The sequence below is a fragment of the Snodgrassella sp. ESL0323 genome (assembly GCF_013346865.1).
GTDB lineage: Bacteria > Pseudomonadota > Gammaproteobacteria > Burkholderiales > Neisseriaceae > Snodgrassella > Snodgrassella alvi.
The window spans coordinates 174,765-201,244 of the sequence record NZ_JAAEDT010000015.1 but is presented as its reverse complement, the minus strand read 5'-3'; the positions used below and the strand labels follow the sequence as shown (position 1 = coordinate 201,244).

Annotated in this window: 20 protein-coding genes and 1 tRNA gene; 13 read left to right on the top strand and 8 right to left on the bottom strand. The window is 37.5% G+C overall.

Annotated features, from left to right (window positions below; translation table 11 throughout):
- The first annotated feature begins 357 nt into the window (after positions 1–357).
- On the top strand, positions 358–702 hold the full coding sequence (locus tag GY065_RS06320) for a hypothetical protein (protein ID WP_174833482.1): 345 nt from the start codon (positions 358–360) through the stop codon (positions 700–702).
- A 641-nt stretch (positions 703–1,343) separates the two neighbouring features.
- On the opposite strand, the gene GY065_RS06315 is transcribed toward GY065_RS06320, so the two are convergent.
- The 5 genes from GY065_RS06315 to yaaA all read right to left on the bottom strand — a co-directional run bounded on the left by GY065_RS06315 (position 1,344) and on the right by yaaA (position 10,038).
- Positions 1,344–4,604 (bottom strand): type I restriction endonuclease subunit R, encoded by a 3,261-nt coding sequence (locus tag GY065_RS06315; protein ID WP_174833481.1) that lies wholly within the window; start codon positions 4,602–4,604, stop codon positions 1,344–1,346.
- 5 nt (positions 4,605–4,609) lie between these two features.
- Positions 4,610–5,839 (bottom strand): restriction endonuclease subunit S, encoded by a 1,230-nt coding sequence (locus GY065_RS06310; RefSeq protein WP_202984041.1) that lies wholly within the window; start codon positions 5,837–5,839, stop codon positions 4,610–4,612.
- The gene (locus tag GY065_RS06305) at positions 5,839–8,094 is read right to left on the bottom strand and encodes a class I SAM-dependent DNA methyltransferase (protein WP_174833480.1); all 2,256 of its coding nucleotides are present in this window, start codon (positions 8,092–8,094) and stop codon (positions 5,839–5,841) included. The genes GY065_RS06310 and GY065_RS06305 overlap by 1 nt, the downstream gene beginning before the upstream one ends.
- Before the next feature lie 963 nt (positions 8,095–9,057).
- Positions 9,058–9,148, bottom strand: a tRNA-Ser gene (locus GY065_RS06300).
- Between the two features lie 107 nt (positions 9,149–9,255).
- Positions 9,256–10,038, bottom strand: coding sequence for a peroxide stress protein YaaA (gene yaaA, locus GY065_RS06295; protein WP_174833479.1), 783 nt, complete (start codon positions 10,036–10,038; stop codon positions 9,256–9,258).
- A gap of 210 nt (positions 10,039–10,248) precedes the next feature.
- Here yaaA and GY065_RS06290 point away from each other — a divergent pair, with 210 nt between their 5' ends.
- From GY065_RS06290 to GY065_RS06280, 3 genes are all read left to right on the top strand, one after another.
- Positions 10,249–11,433, top strand: coding sequence for an O-succinylhomoserine sulfhydrylase (locus tag GY065_RS06290; protein WP_174833478.1), 1,185 nt, complete (start codon positions 10,249–10,251; stop codon positions 11,431–11,433).
- A gap of 149 nt (positions 11,434–11,582) precedes the next feature.
- Positions 11,583–11,912, top strand: a complete 330-nt coding sequence (trxA, locus tag GY065_RS06285) for a thioredoxin TrxA (protein WP_100116569.1) — start codon at positions 11,583–11,585, stop codon at positions 11,910–11,912.
- A gap of 538 nt (positions 11,913–12,450) precedes the next feature.
- Positions 12,451–13,713 carry an MFS transporter gene (locus tag GY065_RS06280; protein WP_174833477.1) on the top strand — a complete coding sequence of 421 codons (1,263 nt, stop codon included), beginning with the start codon at positions 12,451–12,453 and terminating at the stop codon, positions 13,711–13,713.
- A 99-nt stretch (positions 13,714–13,812) separates the two neighbouring features.
- Here GY065_RS06280 and GY065_RS06275 read toward each other — a convergent pair whose 3' ends face one another.
- The 3 genes from GY065_RS06275 to aroA all read right to left on the bottom strand — a co-directional run bounded on the left by GY065_RS06275 (position 13,813) and on the right by aroA (position 17,725).
- Complete coding sequence (locus tag GY065_RS06275) at positions 13,813–15,201, bottom strand: phosphomannomutase/phosphoglucomutase (RefSeq protein WP_174833476.1); 1,389 nt, start codon at positions 15,199–15,201, stop codon at positions 13,813–13,815.
- Positions 15,202–15,290: 89 nt separating this feature from the next.
- The gene (gene ruvB / locus GY065_RS06270; RefSeq protein ID WP_174833475.1) at positions 15,291–16,331 is read right to left on the bottom strand and encodes a Holliday junction branch migration DNA helicase RuvB; all 1,041 of its coding nucleotides are present in this window, start codon (positions 16,329–16,331) and stop codon (positions 15,291–15,293) included.
- 80 nt (positions 16,332–16,411) lie between these two features.
- Positions 16,412–17,725 carry a 3-phosphoshikimate 1-carboxyvinyltransferase gene (gene aroA, locus GY065_RS06265; protein ID WP_174833474.1) on the bottom strand — a complete coding sequence of 438 codons (1,314 nt, stop codon included), beginning with the start codon at positions 17,723–17,725 and terminating at the stop codon, positions 16,412–16,414.
- A gap of 192 nt (positions 17,726–17,917) precedes the next feature.
- On the opposite strand from aroA, the gene GY065_RS06260 reads away from it, so the two are divergent.
- The 9 genes from GY065_RS06260 (at position 17,918) to GY065_RS06220 (ending at position 26,480) form a co-directional block, all read left to right on the top strand.
- Positions 17,918–18,535, top strand: a complete 618-nt coding sequence (locus GY065_RS06260) for a hypothetical protein (RefSeq protein ID WP_174833473.1) — start codon at positions 17,918–17,920, stop codon at positions 18,533–18,535.
- A gap of 220 nt (positions 18,536–18,755) precedes the next feature.
- A complete protein-coding gene (gene cmk, locus GY065_RS06255) occupies positions 18,756–19,430 on the top strand; it encodes a (d)CMP kinase (RefSeq protein WP_174833472.1) in 675 nt (224 codons plus the stop codon).
- Positions 19,431–19,657: 227 nt separating this feature from the next.
- Positions 19,658–21,340 (top strand): 30S ribosomal protein S1, encoded by a 1,683-nt coding sequence (rpsA, locus tag GY065_RS06250; protein ID WP_174833471.1) that lies wholly within the window; start codon positions 19,658–19,660, stop codon positions 21,338–21,340.
- Positions 21,341–21,346: 6 nt separating this feature from the next.
- Complete coding sequence (locus GY065_RS06245; protein ID WP_100116562.1) at positions 21,347–21,664, top strand: integration host factor subunit beta; 318 nt, start codon at positions 21,347–21,349, stop codon at positions 21,662–21,664.
- Between the two features lie 148 nt (positions 21,665–21,812).
- Positions 21,813–22,973, top strand: a complete 1,161-nt coding sequence (gene zapE, locus GY065_RS06240) for a cell division protein ZapE (RefSeq protein ID WP_174833470.1) — start codon at positions 21,813–21,815, stop codon at positions 22,971–22,973.
- 88 nt (positions 22,974–23,061) lie between these two features.
- Entirely contained in the window at positions 23,062–23,487 is a 426-nt protein-coding gene (gene ndk / locus GY065_RS06235; RefSeq protein WP_174833469.1) for a nucleoside-diphosphate kinase, read from the top strand.
- Between the two features lie 251 nt (positions 23,488–23,738).
- On the top strand, positions 23,739–24,821 hold the full coding sequence (gene rlmN / locus GY065_RS06230; protein WP_174833468.1) for a 23S rRNA (adenine(2503)-C(2))-methyltransferase RlmN: 1,083 nt from the start codon (positions 23,739–23,741) through the stop codon (positions 24,819–24,821).
- A 4-nt stretch (positions 24,822–24,825) separates the two neighbouring features.
- Entirely contained in the window at positions 24,826–25,593 is a 768-nt protein-coding gene (pilW, locus tag GY065_RS06225) for a type IV pilus biogenesis/stability protein PilW (RefSeq protein WP_174833467.1), read from the top strand.
- Complete coding sequence (locus tag GY065_RS06220; RefSeq protein ID WP_174833466.1) at positions 25,593–26,480, top strand: RodZ domain-containing protein; 888 nt, start codon at positions 25,593–25,595, stop codon at positions 26,478–26,480. Before pilW ends, GY065_RS06220 begins: the two co-directional genes overlap by 1 nt.

Sequence of the window (26,480 nt, the reverse complement as noted above, 5' to 3'; positions counted from 1 at the left end):
TATTGTTAAAGTTATTTTTATTCTTTTATTAAAATTTTTGGCTTACAACAAAATTTTAGTATTTCACAAAATTTGTGAGTATATCTGTGGATAACTATAAAAAAATAAGGATAATCAATCCAATTTAAGTGTGATTAATTTTTGTGCAGAAAACAAGATCAAAATTTAATATAAATTGATTTATATATCTAAATAATTTTAATAATAAAATTATAAAATAAACATCCAATTCCTGAGTAAATTGGATAATACTTGATATTCAAGATTTTATTTATTTTTTAAGATGTTCTTTGTAAATGGTGTAGAATTCGGCAATAGAGAATTTTTTAACTAAAATTTTTGAGAGATCAAATAGCTATGAGAACAGAAGAGTTTAATAAATGCCGTGAGTTTCTCGAAGGACAAATCATACGTAATCCTGATAATAAGGAATTGATTTCTGCCTATCAAAAGCTGCTTGAGCTGAAAAGTATCTACGATACTAAAATCCACACTTCGATACTTGAGAAAAAAAAACGTGATACTGAAGCACAGCAACAGATAAAAACTAATACTGCATTGGCAGCTGAAATTGATAACAGTCTCAAGACTAACACTCAAAATTTAACTGAAGTCCGGCCGGATCGATCTAATCCTATGCTAAATCAAAAGAACTGGTATGACTTTATGCAGGTTCAGCAGCATCATTTTGGTAATAGCTGATTGGTTTGATAAAATAAAGTATATATATAACTGATATATATTAAAATTTTTAAATAAAAGTTTCACGGTATTGATGCGAAACTTTTATTTTACACATCACAATAATTTACTGTATCTTTTTAAAACTATAGTAAGAATTTAGTTTTTTATAAGTAAATAATCTTGCTTTTAAATTAGTCATTTCTACTAATATTCTTTAGTTGAGACAGAAAATGCTCTTTCTACTATCTAATTATTAAAAATTAAATTTTTAAAATTTAAATTTATACTTTAATAGCAGTTACTGAAAATAATGTTTCAATATATTTTGTAATAATTCTTCAAATCAGCCACCTTCTAGAGTCACAAATAACAGAATAACTTTATTTTGAAATTAAATGCTGCTTCTAGAAAAGCTCCCGATAAATTAAAGTTATGAAATTTGTTACATTATCATCGGATGTTTAAAATCAAAGTATTAATGCTGTCATTTTTTTAAAACCAAACTAATTGACAAAGGAATTGGGGATTACTCTTATAATGGGCTTTAAAAGTGCATAAAAAGTGATTTTGCCAGCACAGTCACGTATGTTAAGTACATTAAGCAGTGACTGCACTTTACAATTTAACTTTATATGATTATTAAAAATAACTATAAATAGTTATTTTCGTTTGCTGTTATCGGCAATTTTTATCATCATTGCAGCATAAATTAGCTCTTGAAGCTCCTTCATTTTTTTAGGATCTTTCAAGCATGTCATGGTTATATCATTATTTGTTTTACCTGAAGCAAACATCGCATTAATGAGCTCTTTAGGGAAGTCGCCCAGCATGACGTGTTGTTTAGTATTATTTTTTAATTGATTGATAATAATTGGGTTATCTTCTAATTTATTGGTTATATTTGTGAAGTAGCTTACAGTATCGTTTTCCGTCAGCTGATCTCCGCTAAATAGACTATTAAATCTTGCAATTATCTCAGACAGTAATACTTTATTTTGATCTTTAGGCGAGCCTGTTCCTATACCTGTTGTGGGTGGTAATTTGCTATCTTTTGCTTCTTCAGCCTTGAGCTTAATATCTTGTTGTTTTAAGCGTGCCAGGCGATAATGTGTCATTTGCACATTGCTTAAATCAATTTCCTCAATAAATGGAGTTTCTTTTAATAATGGACGTAAATAACGCGCATAGAGATTTAATTTTTCCAAGCGTATATCTTCATAATTAACCAACTGAGACATAAATTCATAAAAGCGGCTAAATGAACCTAAGTCTTTTTTAAAGATTTCTAGACGATCTTTTTCTTTTTTAGCTTCGTTTAGTGAAGTTTGTGCATTATCAATAATGACATCATCAGTTGTATTTTTGACATGCTCATAAAATTCCAGTGCTTTTTTATAAGTTTCTACAGCATTGCTATAACGATTTTGCCAACGGTCTATCGCTGGTTTACAAATATTGCTTATGGCCGCACTACTTTTATTTTTATCAAAAAATGCTTGGCAGAACTGTTCTACCTCCGTCCACTGAAAAATACCCGCTGCTTTTAATTTTTCAAATAGATCAAAAATAATATCAGGATCAGAAACATCAATAAGTTCGGCTGTTTGGTAGTAAGGCAAAAAAGCTTTTTTTATTTCTTGTGGATCGTTACAAAAATCAATAATAAAGGTGCCTGTTTCTTTTTTTCCTGGGTAAGTACGATTCAAGCGAGAAAGTGTTTGAACACAATCCACCCCTCCTAGTTTTTTATCCACATACATAGCACATAGTTTGGGTTGATCAAAACCTGTTTGGAATTTATTAGCAACAAGCATCACTTGATAATCATCTGTATCAAATGCTTTGCGCATATCCCGCCCTTTAAGGCTTGGATTCATATTGGTTTCTGTAAATTTCTCACCCAACAAACCAGCACTATCAGGATCATTTTCAGTGAAGCATACTTCGCCAGAAAAGGCTACAATTGCCTGAATATTGGCATATCCTTTTTCTTGAATATAGCGGTCAAAGGCCAGTTTATAACGTACAGCTTCTTTACGTGAACTGGTAATTAACATTGCTTTGGCTTGTCCCGCTAATAAGTCCATAATATTATCTTTAAAGTGCTCTATAACCACTTTTGTTTTTTGCGCAATGTTATGCTCTTGCAAACGTACCCATTGATTAAGTTTAATTTTTGCTTTTTTACCGTCTACCTGATAATCTTTGTCGGCAATTTTGCGTGCTAATTTATACGCTACTTTATAAGATGTGTAGTTTCGCAATACATCTAAAATAAAGCCTTCTTCAATTGCTTGGCGCATTGAGTAAACGTGAAATGCATAAGGTTTGTTTTTTTTAGAGGGCGGTAGCGTTGGGTTAGGTAAAATTCCAAACAACTCTAATGTTCTAGGTTTTGGTGTGGCCGTAAAAGCATAATAGTTTAGATTAGCGTTGCCTCGTCTAGCCTCCATCATATCATTAAGTTTATCTTCGATATCTTGTTCTTCCTCATAGTTCTCTGATAGTAAAACATCTTTAACTTTATTCGCTGTTTTTCCTGTTTGGGAAGAGTGTGCTTCATCAGCTATGATGGCATAGCGACGTCCTTTTAGCTGCGTATCTTTCTCGATGAAATCCAATACGTGAGGAAAGGTTTGAATGGTCACAATAATAATAGGTTTGTTAAGCTTGAGTGCCTCAGCCAGTTTTTCAGATTTTGAACCATTACCATCTTTGTGTGTTATTTTGGCTACCATCCCTTCTTCATGTTCAAATTGATAGATGGTATCCTGTAACTGATCGTCCAATACGGTTCTATCAGTCACAACAATGACCGAGTGAAACTGTTTTTCGCCTTGTTCATTATGAAGTGTTGCCAGTTGATGTGCTGTCCAAGCGATAGAGTTAGACTTTCCAGAGCCTGCACTATGCTGGATAAGATAGCGATAACCAGCACCTTTATTTTTTGCCGCTGCTATTAATTTTTTGACGACATCCCATTGGTGGTAACGGGGAAAGATCATAGACTCTTGTTTGTACTTAAGTCCTGTTGCATCCTCTTTTTCTTTAATTTCCAGATGGATGAAACGTCCGATAATCTCTAACAAGGTTTCAGGGTATAGGACCTCATCCCATAAATATTGAGTGGCATATTGATTAATATCTTCAGGGACATCATTGCCTTTACCACCTTCTTTTGTACCTTTGTTAAAAGGTAGAAAGTTTGTTTCACTACCTTCTAGTCGTGTAGTCATATAGACTTCATACTGACTTACCGCAAAATGAACGAGTGCCCCTTGTTTAAATGTTAGTAGGGGTTCTGATTTACCTGTCTCTGGGTCAACTGGTAAACGCTGAGTTTTATATTGGCTAATGGCTTTATCAACATTTTGTTGAAACTCTGATTTAAGCTCCAATGTTGCAATGGGTAAACCATTTAAGAACAATACCAGATCAATACGCCAGGCTTTAGCTTTTTCGCCTGTCTGTTGCAACTGCTCAGCTGTCGCATAGGGGCTATAAACCAATTCAGGAACTAAACGGAAACAATTAGCCTGATAGCTGGCTTGAATATCGGGGTTTAATTCATGTTCAGGGTTAAATTGACATAGCGAGAATGAGCAATTACGAATCCGCAAACCGTGGCGCAGTACGCCTAGTGTACCAAAGGTTCTGAGTTCTTTTTCTACTGCATTGGGATCAGCTTTTTGTAACTGTTTTGTTAAGTGTTCTATAAAGTGTTGCTCAGTATTTTCAGGAAAAAGCTGAGTAAATTTTTGCCATTCTTGAGCTTGCGTGGTTTGAATAAAAGCCAATGTATCTTCGGAATATAAAGCATATTTTCTATTATAGAAAGAAGACTTACCGAGTTGCCAACCTTGCGCACATAATGCATCAATAATATTTTGTTGAAAGATCTTTTCTAGACTTTTATCCATTGAGTTTAGACCGTTATTGTAGGAGCCTGCCAGTCACGCACATCTATTTTACCTGTAACAGCAGCGGAAATTAAGGCGGTTCGGCGTTCTTTTAGAAGAATAATGGTTTGATTAGCTTTTTCAATTAATAGATCTAGTTTACTTATTTCTGCTTTTAAGTAAGATATGATTTCTTCTTGCTCCTTTAGTGGAGGTATTACAAAAGATAGGTTTCCCATAAACTCCCAACTTACTCTAGGCATTTTTGCTCCAAAAGTTGAACCATTAATAATAAATATTACTTCCTGAGTAAGTAAGCAAAGTTGTAGAAATCTACTTATTACTTTGGGTTTAGTTCTTAAGACAAAGAAATCACCAATAGCTTCCCCATCGCTCTCTGCAATATATACTTTAGCTAAATACGGTCTTAACTTTCCGAAAAGAATGTCTCCAGCTTTAAAAGCTATACCATCACCAGAATAATCGTTTTCAGTTTTAACATATTTTCCTGACCAACTTTCTATATTCTCTAAAGCAATTAAGTTATTCTTAAAACAACTTTTTGAGGTTTTAAGAGTAGTGATTGTTTTTAAACGATAAATCTCCCAATATTCAGGGATTTCACCTAACCACTCCACACCAGAATCTTTCATAGACACATTAGGATTTAAACCTTTAGTCACAGCATGACTAATCACTGCCTGGCGCTTTTCTTCTAATAACTTGATAAGTTGTTGCTGTTTTTCTATCAACATGTCCATTTTGGAGGTTTCATAGTCAAGAAAATTTGCTATGTTTTGTTTTTCTTCATAATTTATAGGAATATAAAAGATATTATTACTCAAGTTTTCTTGAGTCATGCTTGGTAAAGCAGTACTAGTTATGTATTTCCCGAATGGTATGGTAAGACAAAGATAATAAAAAAATTTTTCAGGAATTTCATTTTTTATTTCTGTGTAATACATAGTATCTACAGTCCAGAAAGGTTCATCTATATAGATAGGCTTATCAACAGTTCCCTTACGCCCTAATAATACAGACGGTCTATCATATAAATATTTGCTTGAAGCGGTAAACTGCCCTCCCGAACCTAAAACGGGATAACCAGTATCTACCTCAATGGATTTATAATCCTGCCCGTTTTTGATTTTAGCTAAAAACTTTAACTTTTTTCTGTCCCAACTTTGGGGAATGTAGCTTAACCTTTCATCTTCAGAATCTTTATATCTCGAATAAGTCTTATATTTCTCCATCATCAGCTATGCACCTCTCGTAATAGCTGCATAATTTCGCTGGTTAGCTGATCTAGCTCCGCATCGATTTCCTCTAAAGGTCTGGGTGGCTGGTAGATATAGAAATGACGGTTAAAGGGTATTTCATAACCAACTATGCCAATCTCATGATCTTTATGGTCTTTTTTTCCTGCATCAATCCAAGCATCAGGCACATGAGGGGCTACTTCTTGCGTAAAGTAGTCTTCTACCAGTTGCTTGGTTGGAATTTTAGGATTAAGCAGGATATTTTCGTAATCACGCAATTCGCTGTCTGTTTCAAAAGTCACTATTTTACCTTGGTAGCTCCATTCGCCATAAAGTGGGTTAGATTTATGAGTTTTAAGTGATTTTTTGATAATAGGTTCAGCCTTAGGCTCTTTCCAGCTAATGGCTTCAATCAGCTGTTTGTATTCGTTTTTATCAAACTCTATACTTTCGGCTTTAGCTGTTTTTTTCAAGACAGGTTCAAAGGTATTAAAATCATTAAAAACCTCCGTGCCTAACTGTTGTTGCAGTTGTTTTGCTTTTTCCATAAGGGCTTTTTGAGCAAGCCATAATTTAGCATTTAAGATTTCTTTAATATCTTTTTCTTTGAGTTTGCTCTGTTCTTGTTTCAGACGGGCTCGAATATCTGCCTCAAAGTCGTTGAGCTCACCATAGGTTTCTGCTGTCCATTGATGACCATAATCATGATATATCATCTGCATAGCTTCAGTATAGTTTGCTTTATTGGAGTAACGGAGCTTTTCTATATTTTCTCCAGTAAATTGACACGCCAAGCGCAGAGGTCTTTCAATCGTAATTCGCCGATAACCAAATTGATAGGGTTCAAAAACTTTGCTTAATGGCTGGTTTGTTGTCGGATCAGTTTGTGAGGCTTCACTAAATTGCCCAAAGGTTTGAATAACGGTAGCAGCATGTTCTTCGGTAAGATAGTTACGCTTTGAACCTAATGATTTGCGCATCTTATCGAAGAGGTTAACTGCATTAATCAGTTGTACTTTACCTTTACGCGCTGTATTTTTATTATTGGTCAGTATCCAGATATAGGTAGCGATACCTGTGTTATAAAACATATCATTAGGGAGTGCTATGATGGCCTCAAGTAAATCATTTTCTAAAATATGGCGACGTATTTCGCTTTCACCACTGCCAGCTGAGCCTGTAAATAGCGGAGAACCATTTAAGATAATACCAATACGGCTGCCTCCATCATCAACATCTTTCATTTTACTGAGCATATGCAATAAGAATAGCAGAGATCCATCAGAAACACGAGGTAGCCCAGCACCAAAACGTCCGTTGTAGCCCTGAACTAGATGCTCTGTCTTGACAATATCTTCATCTTTTTTCCAGTCCACGCCAAAGGGTGGATTAGAAAGCATAAATTCGAATTGCTCACAGCGAAGCTTATCATTAGTAAGAGTATTGCCTAATTTAATTCTCTCAGGGTCTTGCCCCTTAATCAGCATATCTGCTTTGCAGATCGCATAAGATTCAGGATTAAGTTCTTGGCCGAATGCCACAGGAACTATTTCACTATTCATTGCATGTAGTGTTTCCATAGCAGAGGATAAAAATCCTCCTGTCCCTGCCGTTGGGTCATAAATATAAACAATTTTTCCACTGGAAGAAAGGACGTCATTTTTGTCTATAACAACTAAACTTGCGACCAGCTCCACAATATCTCTTGGGGTAAAGTGTTCTCCCGCTGTTTCATTGGAGTTTTCTGCAAAACGGCGGATTAATTCTTCAAATACCAACCCCATTTCATAGTTGGAAACGGCCTCGGGGCTAAGGTCAGTATGGGCAAATTTTTCTACTACTTTGTAGAGTAAGTTTGCACTTTGCAGTGAAGAAATATGCTCTTCAAATTTAAAATGTGTGAAAATTTCACGGGCATTTTTAGAAAAGCTTTGAATATAGCTGTTTAAATTAGTCCTAATATCCTTATAACCTAATTTAGACAGGTTCATTGGGGATAGATTGTAAAAAGACAGATTTGAAACTAATTGCAATATATTTATGAGGCTTTCCTCAGGGAGGTTTTGCGATTTTACTTGTTGATAATGCTCTAGAATTTGCTTTTTACTTGGTTCTAGGACACATTCTAGCCGACGTAAAAGTGTAAAAGGTAAAATGATACGTCCATACTGTGATTGCTTAAAATCACCTCTTAATATATCTGCTACTGACCAGATAAAATTGGCTATTTCTGAAAAACTCTTAGATGTCATTGCTATGCCAGAGTATAATTTAAACACTAAATAAAATTTTTAAATATACCACTTATTTTTTTTGATGAACATATGAATTAATTATTTCCTGCCAGCATATGCACGTTTTGTGATAGTATTTTTATAAATTAACTTGTTTGTACATAGTAGTAGCTAGTATCAAAAATTTTATTCATGCTGTAATTTTTTTAGTATAGGTAGGCTTATTTAAGTGCAATACACTTCCTAAAAAGGCATAAATAGAAATTGGTCTTGGTTACATTTTATAGATAATAAAACTAAACTACAGTGAATATGAGTAGACAGATAGCATGGTCACTTTTAGCACAAATGTTTATTCAAAAATTTCTATCTATTTTTTTGTGAAGAAATCTGTATCAGTTGCTTTATATGTAACTCGAAGCGACTCTTTTCCGGGATAAAATATCTGTATAGTTCTTAGTCTATTGTGCACTAACAACCTAAAATATATTCTGACTATTTGTGTTGCTACAGCGTTTTATTCTTTGTTAATTTTTTGCAAAAAATTTTACATGTAAAATTCTTTTTTCAAAAAGTGATGGCATTATCTGTTTTATATTTTTATCAGTTAAGAGAAGAGAAATGCTCTTAAGCACCTCAAAAACATTTTTCAAGGGACTCTAATCAATATGAAGTGCTGTTTAATGAAACAGCGATTTGAAGTATTTTGCAAACATTCTTTTTCAAAAGTTTTTAATACCCGCGATGTCTGTACCATGTTACAAAACCGTATCTGGTATGCACCATCATTATGAAGTCCTAGCTTAGTTATTTTACAAACTGCCAGTGTTGTTATTTTGCGTAATTGATGCTTAATATTCGACCTGAAATTTAGGGTTAGATTTTATTATATGCGTATTGAATATACGTGTTGATAAAAAATTGTCCACTAAAAATTAGTACAAATTAATAATTTTTAGTAGACAATCAGTTCTAATGATCTGGCGGAAGCGGTGAGATTCGAACTCACGGAGGGCTATCAACCCTCGACGGTTTTCAAGACCGTTGCATTAAACCGCTCTGCCACGCTTCCGTCTTTGAAGATGCGCATAATAGACGATTAATACGGATTTGCCAAGTGTTTTGTATAAGCAAACAGCAAATTTCTGGTTAAATCGTTCATTTTATTTTTGATTAAATTTAGTGATGGCTGTTTTCATCACGCAGGAATACCCACTCTGATTCACTGGATGAAGCTTTATCATAATAATAGCCATCATAATCGAATTCTTTTAACTGTTCCGGATCTGTTAGCTGATTTTCTGCTGCAAAGCGCATAAACAAACCTCGCGCACGCTTGGCATAAAAGCTGATAATTTTATATTTACCATTTTTCTGATCTTTAAAAACAGGTGCAATAACAGGTACAGATATTTTTTTAGTATTTATTGCTTTGAAATATTCTTGTGACGCCAGATTAATAAGTACTTTATACTCTCCTGACTGTATATTCTGTTCAATGGTGTTGGTAATGATGTCTCCCCAGAAAGTATATAAATCTTTGCTGCGAGCATTTTTAAGTTTAATACTCATTTCTAAACGGTAGGGCTGAATTAAATCTAAAGGTTTAAGAACACCATATAAACCTGACAGGATAGACATATGTTGTTGCAAATAATCTAACGCAGATTCAGATAAATGCAGAGCATCCAAGCCTTCATAAACGTCACCATTAAAGAGATATACAGCCTGTTTGGCATTTTCAGATGTAAAAGGGGGGTGCCAGTTATGGTAGCGTTCGGCATTTTGTAAAGCGAGTTTATCGGAGATACTCATAAGAGTAGCAATTTCGTGGGGAGCCAGTTGTTGTAGTAATGGCATTAGTTGTTGTGCCTGATCCAAAAGTTTAGCTTGCGTATACTTTTTGGTAGGAATCTCTACTGATTCATTTAATTTTTTTGCTGGTGAAATGACAAAATACATTTTTTATCCTTATTTTCAATTATTTTTTCCAAAATATATAAATTATCAAAATGCATGATAAACATACACTGAGGCACTGCTATTTGCTTGATGTATGGGGCTTGAAATAAAGAATACTATATTCTTAATTTATAAAAGCCGGTTATTTGCACAATTATAAAAAAAGCGGCACAATTCTTTACTCAATATTTATAGATAAATTAAACAATCATGTCTACTTTACAATTGCATCCTGAAACTATCGCCATCCGGGGTGCTAAGGAACAAACTCCTTTCAATGAACACAATTCTGCACTGTTTCTGACCAGTAGTTTTATGTTTGAAAATGCAGAAACTGGTGCATCTTTATTTGCCGGTTCTACACAAGGTTATACTTATACACGTACTAATAATCCAACTGTTGCGGCTTTTCAGGCAAGGGTAGCTCAGCTCGAACAGGGAGAGGCTGGTCTGGCAACGTCTACAGGAATGGCAGCAATCAATGCTACTTTTCTTGCTCTGTTAAAAGCTGGCGATCATTTGGTAGCCAGTAAAAGTTTGTTTGGTACTACGATTGGATTACTGAATAATATTTTGCCACGTTTTGGGATTGAAGTGACACTGGTGAGTCAGACTGATATTACTGAATGGCAGGCTGCTATCCGCCCTAATACCAGAATGCTTTTTGTTGAAACGCCGTCTAATCCGCTGAATGAACTGGCTGATATCACTAAACTTGCAGAAATTGCACATGATAATCAGGCTATACTGGTTGTTGATAACAGTTTTCTATCGCCGGCTTTGCAACAGCCGCTGCGACTGGGGGCAGATTTATCAGTAGAGTCTGCTACCAAAGCGATTGATGGTCATGGGCGTGTAATGGGGGGAGTTATCTGCGGCAGTGCTGCATTGGTAAACGAAATTTTTTTACATGTCCGTACTACCGGCGAAGTGTTGTCACCTTTTAATGCATGGATACTCCTAAGTGGTTTGGAGACTTTGTATATCCGCATGGAAAAGCAGTGTGCTAATGCGCTGGAAGTAGCTCAGTTTCTTTCGACGCAACCACAGGTAATAACAGTACATTATACTGGTCTGTCTAATCACCCGCAGAAATCACTGGTGCAAAAGCAACAGCAAGGTGGCGGAATTGTTGTAGCTTTTGAGGTCAAAGGTGGTGAAAAAGCTGCCTGGCAGGTAATTGACATGTTAACTCTGTTTAGTAAAACCGGAAATTTGGGCGATGTTAAATCAACTGTCACTCATCCATGGACGACTACACATGGCCGTATGCCTCCGGAAGCCAAGCTGGAAGCTGGAATTCAGCCTGGATTAATACGTTTATCTGTAGGGCTTGAACATGCTGCCGATTTAAAAGCTGATTTAGTCAATGCATTAAGCAAGATAACTATTTAATCTCTTGAAATAATGTATTTAAATGCTACTAGTCATTGATGAATTGATTGTCTGAACTATCAAGTGATGAGTGAGTTTTGTTTACTATTGCATTGATGGCTGATTAGCTATATTTTATATAAAGAAACCCGATAATAAAGGAAATCATAATGAGTAGCGATTTAATTGTTCATGTAGGTGATGGTAATTTTGAAAAGGAAGTTTTACAGGCAGAAGTACCGGTATTACTGGATTTCTGGGCTCCCTGGTGCGGGCCGTGCAAAATGATTGCACCAATTTTGGAAGATCTGGCTCAGGCTTACCAGGGTAAGCTGAAAATTGTAAAACTCAATGTAGATGAAAACCAAGAAACCCCAAGTAAATTCAATGTTCGCGGGATACCTACTTTAATGATATTTAAAGATGGTGCTAATGTTGCTACTAAAGTTGGAGCTTTAAATAAAGGACAATTGGAAGCATTTGTTAATGCTTCAATTTAATATTTGATTGAAAATTAATTAATGCTTTCAAACTGATTAAACGTTATATAAGCCTAAAAACTTTAGTTTAATTTTTTGGAAGCATTAATTTTATATTACTAAAAATAGTTAATGTATTTTATATAAAAAACAATTAATTATAAAATATATGCAATTAATATTTATGTATTAATATTTTAGAGTGATTCTAAGATTAAATTAGCTTTTTTAATTAAGTTAAAACAAAAATTAATTATGGTGATATAATTTATATACTAATTGTAATATGGCGTAAACTTAAAGTTAGAAAATTAGTCAAATAAGGTTATATTTGTAAAAAAGAGTGGAATATTTTATTAAATTGGCATTTTAGAAGCACAATATTTTTTAAATATGAATAAATTTGGATTAATGTTTAATTTTATTGTTTAAAATAATGTAATTTAAACTAATTATATTTAATCTTAAGTATTTACTAACTTTATTGTGTACGTATCATGGGTTTTGTTAGAATGATTTTGTGATATTTCATTCGGAATTAAACGAAAGCGAGTACGCTATGAATCATAAATCCAATATGTCAGTTTCTCCGCCAAATGCTGATCAATCCAATGTACTGAATAAAACATTTGTTATTGCTTGGTTTATTTGCGCCATTTTTTATTTTGTACAATATGCATTACGCTCGGCTCCTAGTATTATGCAGGCTGAAATTATAGGCACTTTGCATATTTCTAAAGTTGAAATGGCTGGCATTATCGGTCTGTATTTTTATTCATATGCTTTCTTTGCGCTTGTATCAGGTGTAATGCTTGATCGTATCGGGCCGCGTTTTACTGCCTCGTTGGGTATTATTTTAGTTGCTATTGGTTGCGTATTGTTCTGTTCAGGAACAGTTATTACTGCTCAATTCGGTCGATTCCTGCAAGGTGCAGGTTCCGGACTGGCTTTTACCAGCGCAGTATTTCTGGCCACACGTGGTTTTCCGAAAAAATGGCTGGCAACTGCTGTCGGTATGACTCAGTGTTTCGGTATGCTTGGCGGATTTATGGGACAAGCTGTTGTATCGCCGATTATTAAAAATCAGGTGCTGACATGGCAGATGTTCTGGATGGTAGCTGCTGGTATACTGGTTGTGGTTTTCTTTGGTTCAGTGTTTTCTACACCACGTACTCGTGAGGGTAAAATTGACTGGAGTGGTTTAAGCCATCCTTATATTGTGGTATTGAAAAATCCACAGTCTTACATTTGTGCTTTCATTGGCGCCATGATGTTTCTGCCTACCAATGTCGGTAATATTGCATGGGGAAATCAGTTTTTACAGGACGGACTGGTTGTTAAAAATGATGTAGCCTTACGTTTGGCAATGGTGCCGCTAGGCTGGGTAATTGGCTGTCCGATATTAGGTTATTTATCTGATGTAATTGGTCGCCGTAAACCCGTTGTGATGGGTAGCCTTATTGCAATGGGCATTACTGGTGGTTTTATTGTTTACCTGCCTGATGTTATGCCGCCTTTTTTAATGGGCTTGTTATTCGGTATTGCTTCCGGTGCGGCTATGATTCCTTATACTATGATTAAGGAAGTAAATCCTGATGAAGTTAAAGGTACAGCTACTGGTGTGATTAACTTTTTCGTATTCGTAATCAGCGCAATTATGACCAATCTGTTTAATAAACTGATTGAACATTTGACAACAGCAGAAGGTCAGCTGAATTTGAAAGTTTTCCAGACTGCAGACTATGTTTTTGTTGGTGGTTTGATCCTGGCATTTATCGTGACAATGTTTGTTCGTGAAACAGGTAGTAAAGCCAAAAAATAATCTATCAATTGATATGTGATCATCAGTATTAAAGTTTAAAAAAACGGCTACTTTAAGTAGCCGTTTTAATATCGTAACAATCAAAAAGATTATAAGGATTTAATTCCAGTTTAAATCGGGGTTCTGAGAAATTACTGTTTTAAACTGAGCAATAATATTATCTAAAGCCTGCTGATTATCAGCTTCAAAGCGTAATACCAGCACTGGTGTTGTATTGGAAGCTCTCATCAGCCCGAATCCGTCTTTAAATTCCACTCTAAGGCCATCAATGCTGATGCGTTCAATTTCATTATCAAAATGCGCATTCTGTGCCAGACTGGAAATAATTTCATGTCCGGATTGTCCGGCCGGAACAGCAATATTCAGTTCTGGAGTAGAAACGCCTTCAGGTAGATCATTCAAAACAGCAGAAGGATTTTCATGTTTGGATAAAATTTCCAACATACGTGCACCGGCATATAATCCGTCGTCAAAGCCTAACCAGCGTTCTTTGAAGAATACATGACCACTCATTTCACCGGCTAATAGTGCATTGTGTTCTTTGATTGCTGCTTTGATAAAGCTGTGGCCAGTTTTGCTCATAATGGCTTCACCGCCATGCTGTTCAATCCATGGTTTTAATAATCTGGTGGATTTTACATCATAAATAATTTTTGCTTGCGGGTTACGTGTCAGTACATCTGCTGCGAAAAGCATTAATTGTCGGTCCGGATAAATAATCTGACCATCTTTGGTAACTACTCCCAGACGATCGCCGTCGCCATCAAACGCCAGCCCGATTTCTGCATCGTTGTTTTGCAGTGCCTGTATTAAATCCTGCAAATTGGCCGGTTTAGCCGGATCAGGATGATGATTGGGAAAATTACCATCTACCTCACAAAATAATTCCTGTACTTCGCAACCAAGAGCGCGATATAAATCACCGGCATAAGCACCTGCCACACCGTTTCCGGCATCTATAACAATTTTCATTGGTCGCTGCAGTCGAATCTGATTAGTTATATAACTAATATATTCAGAAGCGATAGCTAATGTAACAACGCTACCGGGATGTTCAGATGTGGCGGCAAGTTCACCGGATTCAATAATTTTACGTAAAGCCTGAATGTCATCACCAGCCAGAGTAGTTCCGGCCAGCATCATTTTAAAACCATTGTAGTCAGGCGGGTTATGGCTGCCTGTAATCATGATACCGCTGCCATGACAGTGTTCAATAGCAGCAAAATACAGCATTGGTGTGGCAACCATACCAATGTCGATTACATTAATGCCACAGGCTGTGATGCCCTGAATCAGGCTTGTTGCCAGAACAGGACCCGAAAGACGTCCATCCCGCCCAATTGCAATCTGATCTACTCCTTTGCTGATCGCTATTGTGCCAATAGCCTGGCCAATCAGTTCTGCGGTGTCTTTATTCAGTGAAACATCTACAATACCGCGGATATCATAGGCTTTGAAAATGCCGGCATCTATCTGTCTGGAGTTCATTAGTTTTCCTTCTTTAATTCTGTAATAAGTATAAGCCGCATTTGGATTTTATTGATTTTCAAAGATATAGCAATATACAAAGGTGGTTATTAAATTTTAGCGCCGGGCGCTGGTAAACCAAAATGACTGTAGCTTAACTCAGTAGCCAAACGTCCCCGTGGAGTACGCTGTAAAAAACCCTGCTGAATTAAATAAGGTTCAATAACATCTTCTATTGTATCAGTTGATTCACCAATTGCTGCGGCAATATTATCCAGGCCTACAGGCCCGCCTGAAAATTTGTATAAAATGGCTTCCAGGTATTTGCAGTCCATAACATCCAGTCCGGACTGGTCTATATCCAGCATTTTTAAAGCTGCATCCGCTGTAACAGCATTGATTTCTCCCTGATGTTTTACCTCAGCATAATCACGTACACGTCGTAACAGCCGATTAGCAATACGAGGTGTGCCGCGGCTGCGTCTGGCTATTTCAGCAGCACCGGTATTATCAATTTTGAGCTGTAAAAGTTGGGCAGAACGGCCCACAATCGTAGTTAAATCTGCATTATTATAAAATTCCAGCCGTGAAACTATACCAAAACGGTCTCGTAATGGATTGGTTAACATACCAGCGCGGGTAGTTGCTCCGACCAGGGTAAATGGTGGAAGATCAATTTTAACTGAGCGAGCAGCCGGCCCTTCACCGATCATAATATCCAGCTGATAGTCTTCAAGTGCCGGATACAAAATTTCTTCTACTACCGGATTAAGTCGATGAATTTCATCAATAAAAAGCACATCATGCGGCTCAAGGTTAGTAAGCAGTGCCGCCAGATCTCCGGCACGCTCAAGCACAGGCCCGGATGTCTGACGTAAATTCACACCAAGTTCATGAGCGATAATGTGTGCAAGAGTAGTTTTGCCAAGCCCAGGAGGACCGAACAATAGAGTATGATCCAGAGCTTCACGGCGTATTTTTGCTGCCTGAATAAATATCGAGAGCTGCTCTTTGGCTTTATGCTGGCCTATATAATCTGATAATGCCCGTGGACGCAGAGCGCGTTCCAGCAACTCTTCCTGGGTTGAAGCTGCTTGCGGACTGATGACACGTTGTGGCTGTGCGCCTGATAATTGGTCTGTCTGTAACATGAGTGAATAAAAAAATAAATTATATCAATATTGAACTGAAACTTGAGTAAATGGAAAACAGACTAAGTAAAGTTATGATTTTAAAGAGGTGTGCACATACTGGTAAAAACCTGAAAATATTCAGGAAAGGTCTTGTTGACACACTGCGGATCATCAATATAGACAGGCGTGCCAAGTAAGCTAATGAGTGAAAAGCACATAGCCATTCTATGATCATCATATGTGCTGATATGAATATCTGAATGTAGTTTTGCTGGTGGTGTAATGCTGATACTGTCATTTGTTGCAACTACTTTGGCGCCTAATTTACGTAATTCGCAACTCATGGCATTAATACGATCAGTTTCTTTAACACGCCAGCTGGCAATATTGCGAATGTGACAGGTACCTTTGCTGGCAAGAGCGATAATAGCCAGTGTCATTGCAGCATCAGGGATATTATTGGCATCAATATCAAATGGTTTGATGTACTGATTCAAAACACGGGATATTTCAATAAACTGTTCACCCCATTGTACAGATGCGCCAATTTTCTCAAGTTCATTTACAAAAGCTATATCACCCTGAATACTATGGGCATCAATGCCATTTACCCGGACAGGATTGCCTGAAATTAAACCAGCGGCAAGAAAATAGGATGCACTGGAAGCATCACCTTCAACATAAATTTGTGCCGGAGCATGATAGTGCTGTCCTGCTGCCAGTCTGAATGTCTGGAAATGATCATGCTCAACGTTAACTCCAAATTGTTTGAGCAGATTCAAAGTTATTGCGATATAGGGTTTGGATATTAATTCTCCAACTACTTCAATAGTATAAGCTTTTCCTGTTAAGGGTAGGGCGATAAGCAAAGCAGTTAAAAACTGGCTGGATACATTACCTTTGACGCTAATATGAAAATTATTTTGTTGCCGGTTATCTTGAATTTGTAGGGGGGGGAAGCCATTTTGTCCTTTATACTCAATAGTAGCACCAGTCACTCGTAGCGCATCAACCAGATCACCGATAGGACGTTCGTGCATACGATTTACCCCGTGTAAATAATACTCTCCTCCTATTATCGCCAATACAGCAGTTAATGGCCTAAATGCAGTACCAGCATTGCCAAGAAATAAATCAGCTTTTTGCTGAGGGAACTTGCCGTGACAACCATATATTCTGATATTCAAGCCGGAATTAACACTTCCGGCAGGTAAATATTCAAGCTTTACCCCCAGAGTTGTTAATGCTTTAAGCATATAACGGGTATCATCCGAATCCAGTATATCGTAGATTTCACTAATATTATCCGATAATGCAGCCAGCAGCAGCGTGCGATTACTGATACTTTTAGAGCCGGGTAAATTTATACTGGCTGGATGGCAGGCAGAGGCTTTTAAATGCAGGGTATTCATGTGTAAATTGACCGTTTAAAGTATTTAACTAAAAGTCTATCAGTTAATTGTATTACAGAATATGTATATAAAGACGGATTAAAAAAATGAGCAGGTTAATATAAAATCATACATTAATATAATTCAGGTAAGAATGAGTAATATTAGATATAATATTAACTACATTAACAAGTTAATTTAATGAGCATGAATATGAATTTTGATTGGCACTGGTCCAAATCCAGTACGGTTTTGTTACTAATGATACTGGCAGTTCCTTTTGCTCAGCAATTACACATTAATCCAGACTGGGTATCTTATGTAGAAAATACCCAAACATTATTTCTGCTGTTTTGTTTTGGATTTACTTTATTGTCAACTTTATGCGGTGGTTTAAAAGGCAAAGAAAAAGCTTTCTGGTTCTGGGCATCGCTATGGTGGCTGGTATTGCTGGGGCGTGATCAGAACTGGGGCAGGCAAACCTTTCCAGGGTATTCACATACGGTATATCATGGTATCGCTGCTGTACTGATTTTAGGGTTGGTTTTAATGTTATTATGGCCACGGCTGCGTGCAGGAATCAGATATTATTATCATCAGCCGTTTCCTGTATGGAATTTTCTTTTGGCTGCAGCCGGTTTTTTACTGGCGGATGCTATTGAGCGTGGTCGCTGGATTGCTCAATTTATTTTATTTAATCCGGTTTATGATGATATGCTGGAAGAATTGTATGAATGCCCTTTTATGATTGCATTATTTGCTGTTTCTGCTGTATTACAATGGCGGACAATTTTACAAATGAAAAGGTCTTTAAAGCAGGTTAAAGTGTAAAATTTATTAATTTAAACAATATATAAATTGAGCCATCAGGAATTATTTGCCAATATGATGGCTCATTAATTTTTTGATGTAGATGGGTGCCAGTTTGTGTTTTAAGTGAATTTTATGTTACATAATTTGTAATATCGGATATTTAGCTGTTATGAATATAAAATTCAGGATAATCAATCTATAAGGCTGAGAATAGCTTGTGTGAAAAGGTATTAATAATATGGTTGCAATACAATCAGAACCGCGATTAAAAGTAATTGCAATTGATGGCCCCAGTGCATCAGGTAAGGGAACGGTAGCTGCGCGGGTGGCTGCTATTTTATCCAGAAATTATCTGGATTCCGGAGCGCTTTATCGACTAACTGCCCTGTATGCCCGGCAACTGGGTATTAGCTGGGAAAACGAACATGAAGTGGCTGCAATTGCACAAAAATTACCAGTTGTTTTCGAAGAAGATTTGATTGTTTTGAACAATGAGAATGTAACTTCGGCAATTCGAACCGAAAGAATTGGCATGGGTGCATCAGCTATTGCGGCTTTTCCTGCTGTGCGAGCAGCATTATTACAGCGTCAGAGAGATTTTTTAACAACAAATGGGCTGGTTGCGGATGGCCGAGATATGGCTTCTGTAGTATTTCCGCAGGCTGAGCTTAAAATTTTTCTTACCGCCAGTGCACAGGTACGGGCACAGAGAAGGGCTTTACAGTTAGGACTGGCTATTGATGGTCCGGATTTTTTGCAGATTCTTTCTGATATTGAAAAGCGTGATCAGGCGGATCGTCAGCGTACTGTGGCACCGCTTAAACCTGTCAGCGATGCTAAAATTCTTGATACCTCATCGCTTAATATTGAAGAAAGTGTGAAAAAAGTACTTGATTGGTATCGAAAAATCTGAAAATAGGTTATAATTACCGTCTTTTGTACAAGTATTCATTGCACTATATAAATACGAAAGTGTTTGAATCTTGTATTAAATATTTGTTTTATCTATTTTTTGTGCTGATGGATGCATGATTGATATCAGTACAAGTGTTATGGTTTCACTGGCACAGTCAGGGTGTGCCAGTTTTTATTAACTAACTTTTGTATCCCCTGGCGATACCTGTTTGAGAACATAAATATATGACTATGGAAAATTTTGCCCAGTTGCTGGAAGAAAGTTTCACCTTGCAAGAGATGAATCCCGGCGAAGTCATCACCGCAGAAGTTGTTGCCATAGACAATAATTTCGTTACCGTGAATGCCGGTCTGAAATCAGAATCTCTGATCGAAGTGAAAGAATTCAAAAATGCAGCGGGCGAGATTGAAGTTAAGGTTGGCGATTTTGTCACTGTAACTATTGAATCTGTGGAAAACGGTTTTGGTGAAACCAAACTGTCACGTGAAAAAGCTAAACGTGCTGCTGACTGGATCAAGCTGGAAGAAGCCATGGAAAATGGTGAAATTCTGTCTGGTGTGATTAACGGTAAAGTCAAAGGTGGTCTGACTGTGATGATTAACAGCATCCGTGCATTCCTGCCCGGTTCGCTGGTTGATGTACGTCCGGTTAAAGATACCTCTCACTTTGAAGGCAAGGAAATTGAATTCAAGGTAATCAAACTGGATAAACGCCGTAACAATGTTGTGGTTTCACGCCGTGCTGTACTGGAAGAAACACTGGGCGAAGAACGCAAAGCATTGCTGGAAAACCTTAAAGAAGGTTCAGTAGTAAAAGGTATTGTGAAAAACATTACCGATTACGGTGCTTTCGTTGATCTGGGTGGCATTGACGGTCTGCTGCATATTACTGATCTGGCATGGCGTCGTGTTAAACATCCAAGCGAAGTGCTGGAAGTTGGTCAGGAAGTTGAAGCCAAAGTATTGAAATTTGATCAGGAACGCAGCCGTGTTTCTCTGGGCTTGAAACAGTTGGGTGAAGATCCGTGGAATGGTCTGGCCCGTCGTTATCCTCAAGGTACCCGTCTGTTTGGTAAAGTTACCAATCTGACTGACTATGGTGCATTTGTGGAAATTGAGCAAGGCATTGAAGGTCTGGTACATGTTTCTGAAATGGACTGGACTAACAAGAATGTTCATCCAAGTAAAGTAGTTCAGATGGGTGATGAAGTAGAAGTGATGATTCTTGAAATTGATGAAGATCGTCGTCGCATCTCTCTGGGTATGAAACAGTGCCAGGCTAATCCATGGCAGGAATTCGAATCCAATCATGAAAAAGGCGATAAAATCAAAGGTGTGGTGAAATCTATTACTGACTTTGGTGTATTTGTCGGCTTGCCTGGCGGTATTGATGGACTGGTTCATCTTTCTGATCTGTCTTGGACTGATGGTGGTGAAGAAGCAGTACGTCAGTTTAAGAAAGGTGAAGAAGTTGAAGCTGTGGTTTTGGCCATTGATGTCGACAAAGAACGTATTTCTCTGGGTGTGAAACAGCTGGCAGGCGATCCGTTCAGTAATTATGTTAGTGTAAATGACAAAGGCAGCATGGTAACCGGTAAAGTAAAATCACTGGATGCTAAGGGTGCGGTTATTACACTGGCTGATGATGTTGAAGGCTATCTGCGTGCATCAGAAGTTTCAAATGATCGCGTTGAGGATATTCGCAATATTCTGAAAGAAGGGGATGATGTTGAAGCTGTGATTACTACGGTAGATCGCAAAAACCGCAACATCAATTTGTCTATTAAAGCTAAAGATGCACAGGAAAATAGTGCTGCTCTGCGTTCGTTAACTGCTAACAATGCTTCTGCCGGTACTACCAGCCTGGGTGATTTGTTAAAAGCTAAATTATCTGGTGAAAGCGAATAAGCGTTTATGACGAAGTCGGAGTTAATGATTCGATTGGCGGAGTTGTATACTACTAATAACGATAGTACTGTATTAAATGCTAAGGATGTTGAGCAAAGTATTAAGATTCTTGTTGATACTATGACTCGGGCTTTAGCCAAAGGCCAAAGAATCGAAATTCGTGGATTTGGTAGCTTTGATCTTAACCATCGTCCAGCTCGTGTTGGCCGTAATCCTAAAACAGGGGAAAAAGTGTCAGTACCGGAAAAATATGTACCGCACTTCAAGCCTGGTAAAGAATTACGCGAACGTGTTGACAAAGCTCTTTTGTCTACGAATAAATAATACCTTTTTATTTAGTTAGATGTTAACGCCGCAGTTTCTGCGGCGTATTTTTATTTTATAGTGGTCGAATGTTTAATGTGTGTGCTAAGGTTACGTCTTTTAACTTTTGCTATATACAATTTCTAACTCCCAGAAGAATTCATATCATATGACCACATCAGTATTTGTTGCTCCCGAATTTAATAATCAAAGTCCTCTGACCTGGTATCAGGCCGCAGAAAGGCAACCCGGATTTATATATGATGCTGCCCAGTTACGCGCAATTAAGCAACTGGACAGACTCTGGACAGAGTTGATGATGTTCAAGCGTAAACGAAATCGTTTTTTAGGGCGTAGTTTACGCTCTCCGCGTGCGCCTAAAGGTCTGTACATGTATGGAGGAGTCGGGCGTGGCAAAAGTTTTTTAATGGATGCTTTTTTTGGTTGTTTACCTTATCGGCGTAAACGCAGAGTCCATTTTCATGCTTTTATGGCAGAAGTACAACAACGACTAAAAGATCATCATAGTCAGGCTAATCCGTTAAATGCAGTCGCACAGGATATTGCGCGAGAAGTAAGAGTGTTGTGTTTTGATGAATTCCACATCAGTGATATTGCGGATGCTATGATTCTCGGACGATTGCTGGAAGGTTTATTTGAACAGGGGGTGGTTATGGTGGCTACATCAAATTACGCTCCATCCGAGCTTTATCCGCAAGGGCAAAATCGGTCTAGTTTTTTACCTACTATTGCATTAATTGAAAAAGAACTGACTATCCTGAATGTTGATGGTGGTGAAGATTATCGTATGCGTACATTGCAGCCGGCAGATGTATTTTATATACCGGCAGATGCAAGCAGTGAAAAAAAATTAACAGAGTTATTTCACAAAATTAACGGTGAACAGGAAATTACTGGCGGAGAAATTGAAATACTGGGGCGTCAATTACCATATAAAGCCATTTCTGATACAACAGTTTGGTTCGATTTCAGCACATTATGCTGTGGTCCGCGCTCGCAAAATGACTATCTGGAACTGGCAAAAAAATTTCGCGTATTAATTTTATCGGGTATACCTAAAATGGGATCTGCTCAGATGGCAGAGGCACGGCGACTTACATGGTTAATTGATGTTTTGTATGATTATCGGATAAAACTATGCGCCAGCTGTGAGGTTGATATCGAAAATATTTATACAGATGGTGATTTTGCTAATGAATTTACCCGGACTGCCAGTCGTCTCACAGAGATGCGTTCGGAAGAGTATTTAACTTTGCCACACCTGACTCTGGATAATGAAACTGCAAGTATAGGAAAAGATATTAAATAAGGCTGAAATTTGTTAAAATGACAAAATATATTTTTGCTGTAATGTTTACTGCAAAAAATTCAATATATTTAACATAATGGAAGTAAATATGACTATCGAACGCACATTATCTATTGTTAAACCGGATGCAGTTGCTAAAAATGTTATCGGACAGATTTACAGTCGTTTTGAAAATAACGAACTGAAAATTATTGCAGCTAAAATGAAACAACTTTCCAAAACAGAGGCTGAAGGCTTTTATGCTGTTCACAAAGAGCGGCCGTTTTTTGCAGATCTGGTAAATTTTATGATCAGCGGACCTGTAATGATCCAGGTGCTGGAAGGCGAAGGTGCCGTTGCCAAAAACCGTGAGCTGATGGGTGCAACCAATCCTAAAGAAGCTGCTGCAGGAACAATTCGTGCAGATTTTGCCGATTCAATTGATGCTAATGCTGTTCATGGCTCTGACAGTCTTGAAAATGCTGCTACTGAAATTGCATATTTCTTCACTGCTGATGAATTATGCAGCCGCTAATCAGGCAGATAAATCTATAAATTAGTCCACCAGGAAGGTGGACTAATTTACAATCTATATTTATAAATTAACAATTTCAGTTTCTAGTTTTTAATGTATTATTCTATAAATATAATTTACACTAGAGATGATTTTTGTAGAAGTTAAATAATTGTATAAATTATTGAATAAATTTGAATTATCAGCATAATGAATCCTGAAAGATTGATTGCCTACCTGTACCATTATCTGCTTTTTATTGTGTTACCTAGATGAAAACCAATTTGCTAAATTTCGATTTACCCGGTTTAACTGCCCATTTTTCACAAATGGGTGAGAAGCCTTTTCGTGCCAGACAGGTTATGCGCTGGATGCACTTAAGCGGAGTGGCCGATTTTACTGATATGACTGATCTGGCCAAATCTTTACGTCACAAATTACTGGATAAGGCTGAAATAAAAGTACCGGATTTGCTAGTTGAACAAAAATCTGCTGATGGTACTTGTAAATGGTTACTGGATGTAGGTACTGGTAATGGTGTGGAAACTGTTTTTATTCCGGAAGATACCCGGGGTACGTTATGTATTTCCTCTCAAATAGGCTGTGCACTCGAGTGTATGTTTTGCTCTACCGGCAGGCAAGGCTTTAACCGTAATCTGACTACTGCTGAAATTATCGGTCAGTTATGGTGGGCAAACAAAGCGCTTGGTGTTACTCCAAAAGACGAAAGAGTTATTTCCAATGTGGTAATGATGGGAATGGGGGAACCATTAGCTAATTTCGATAACGTGGTAACAGCATTAAGTATTATGCTGGATGACCATGGCTATGGCTTATCACGTCGCCGAGTCACAGTTTCTACTTCTGGTATGGTTCCTCAAATGGATCGTTTGAAAGAAATAATGCCGGTAGCTTTGGCTATTTCTTTGCATGCGTCTAATGATCAAGTGCGTGATAAGCTTATTCCGCTGAATAAAAAATATCCTCTTAATCAGTTAATGTCTGCCTGTCAGCGTTATCTGGTAAAAGCGCCGCGTGATTTTATTACGTTTGAGTATATTATGCTCAAAGAAATCAATGATGCTCCCGAACATGCGCGCCAACTGATAGAACTGGTTAAAGATGTGCCATGTAAATTTAATCTTATACCGTTTAATCCGTTTACCAATTCGGGTTTTGAACGTTCAACAAATGAACGTATCCGCATATTTCGTGAAATTTTACAGGAAGCAGGTTTTGTGGTTACAGTCAGAAAAACCCGTGGAGATGATATCGATGCCGCATGTGGTCAATTGGCAGGTAAAGTAAAAGACAAAACTCAGCGACAACAAAAATGGCAACTTGTACAGGAATGATTTTATGAAAAAAAAATTAGGGTTAATATTATTGTTTTCACTGATATTATCTGCGTGTGCTAACCAGCCAAAAATAAAAAAACCAACTGCGGCACAGCGAGCTAAAGAAGTTGCAGAAATAAAGACTCAGCTTGCAGTTGAGTATATGAAAACTCAAAATTACCGTCAGGCTGTAGAATCCATTGATGAAGCCTTAAAAAATAATAGCAGTTCATTTGAAACATGGTTAATACGGGCTCAAATATGGCAGTATCTAAAAGAACCGGGCAAAGCAGAGGAAAGCTTCCAGCGCGCTTTGTCTTTGGCTCCTGACAGTGCAGAGGTAAATAATAATTATGGCTGGTTTGTTTGCGATTTTCTAAAAAATCCGAATAAATCTATCCCTTATTTTGATAAAGCTTTATCAGATCCTACATATCCTACACCGGAAGTAGCTCAGTTCAATAAAGGTATTTGCAGTAGCCGCATGGGACAATATCAGATTGCTAACAGCTATTTTGAACGCGCGCTAGCTGCAAATCCGAATTTTATAATAACCAAGAAAGAAATGGCACGCAACGAATTGCAGGCAGGTAATACATCAGATGCCAACTATCTGTTTAAACAGTATCAGAGTCAGATAAACAGATTATCAGCAGATGATTTATTACTGGGATGGAGAATTGCAAAATCCTTGGGAAATATACAGGCTGCTTATGAATATGAAGCACAATTGCGCAATAATTTCCCTTATTCTGCTGAACTAGAGCAGGTTTCTACAGGAAAATTCTGATGAATGAGCAAACCAAAAATACCGAATCCGGCCCAAATGCTGCTGAAACTCTGGGTACCATACTTTCGCAGACCCGAAAACACAGAGGTCTGTCTGTTGGTGAAGTTGCTGAACGCTTAAAACTACCAGCCAGACAAATTGAGGCGATGGAAAGCGGTAGTTATAAAGGTTTGCCTGAGGCTGTATTCATCAAAGGCTTTCTGAGCTCATATGCCCGTTTGCTTGAGCTGGATGAAAAAGAGTTAAAGCAGTATTTTCAGCAGATTTTTCCAGCAGCTAATCATTATTCAACTGCAGACAGCAGTAAAGTTGAGTCAGCTGATCTTGATTTTAAGAATAAGCCGCAACGTCGTCATTTTCCGAGTTGGCTGATTGCTGTTCTGGTAGTAATTTTAATTGGTGCCGGAGTCTATGCATGGCAGACTAAATCCACTTCTGAAAGTGCCAGACAAGCAGCTACTGCCAGTCAGGAAGTATCTGTGCAAGCTGCTTCAATTAGCGATATTGCCGCAAGTAATATTCGGGTTGTGCCAATGACAACCAATGAACAAATCAGTTCTCAGCCTGTTTCTGCAGCAAGTAGTAGCAGTCAAACCGCTACAAGCCAGAATGCCGGTATGGAAGCATCTCAGCCTGCCGCATCTGCAGCAGACACATTAGTAATAAAAATGACAAACAGAAGCTGGTTACAGGTGAGTGATAAAAACGGCAAAGTACTTATTGGTCAGGTTGTTGATGCAAATAGCACACATCAGTTTAGCGGGGCCGCACCTTATAAGGTAGTACTTGGCTATACACCAGGGGTGAGTATTCAGTTTGCCGGCAAAGATATTGCTATTGAACAGAACAAAAAAAGAACTGCAGTAATGATTGTAGGTGGAAACTGA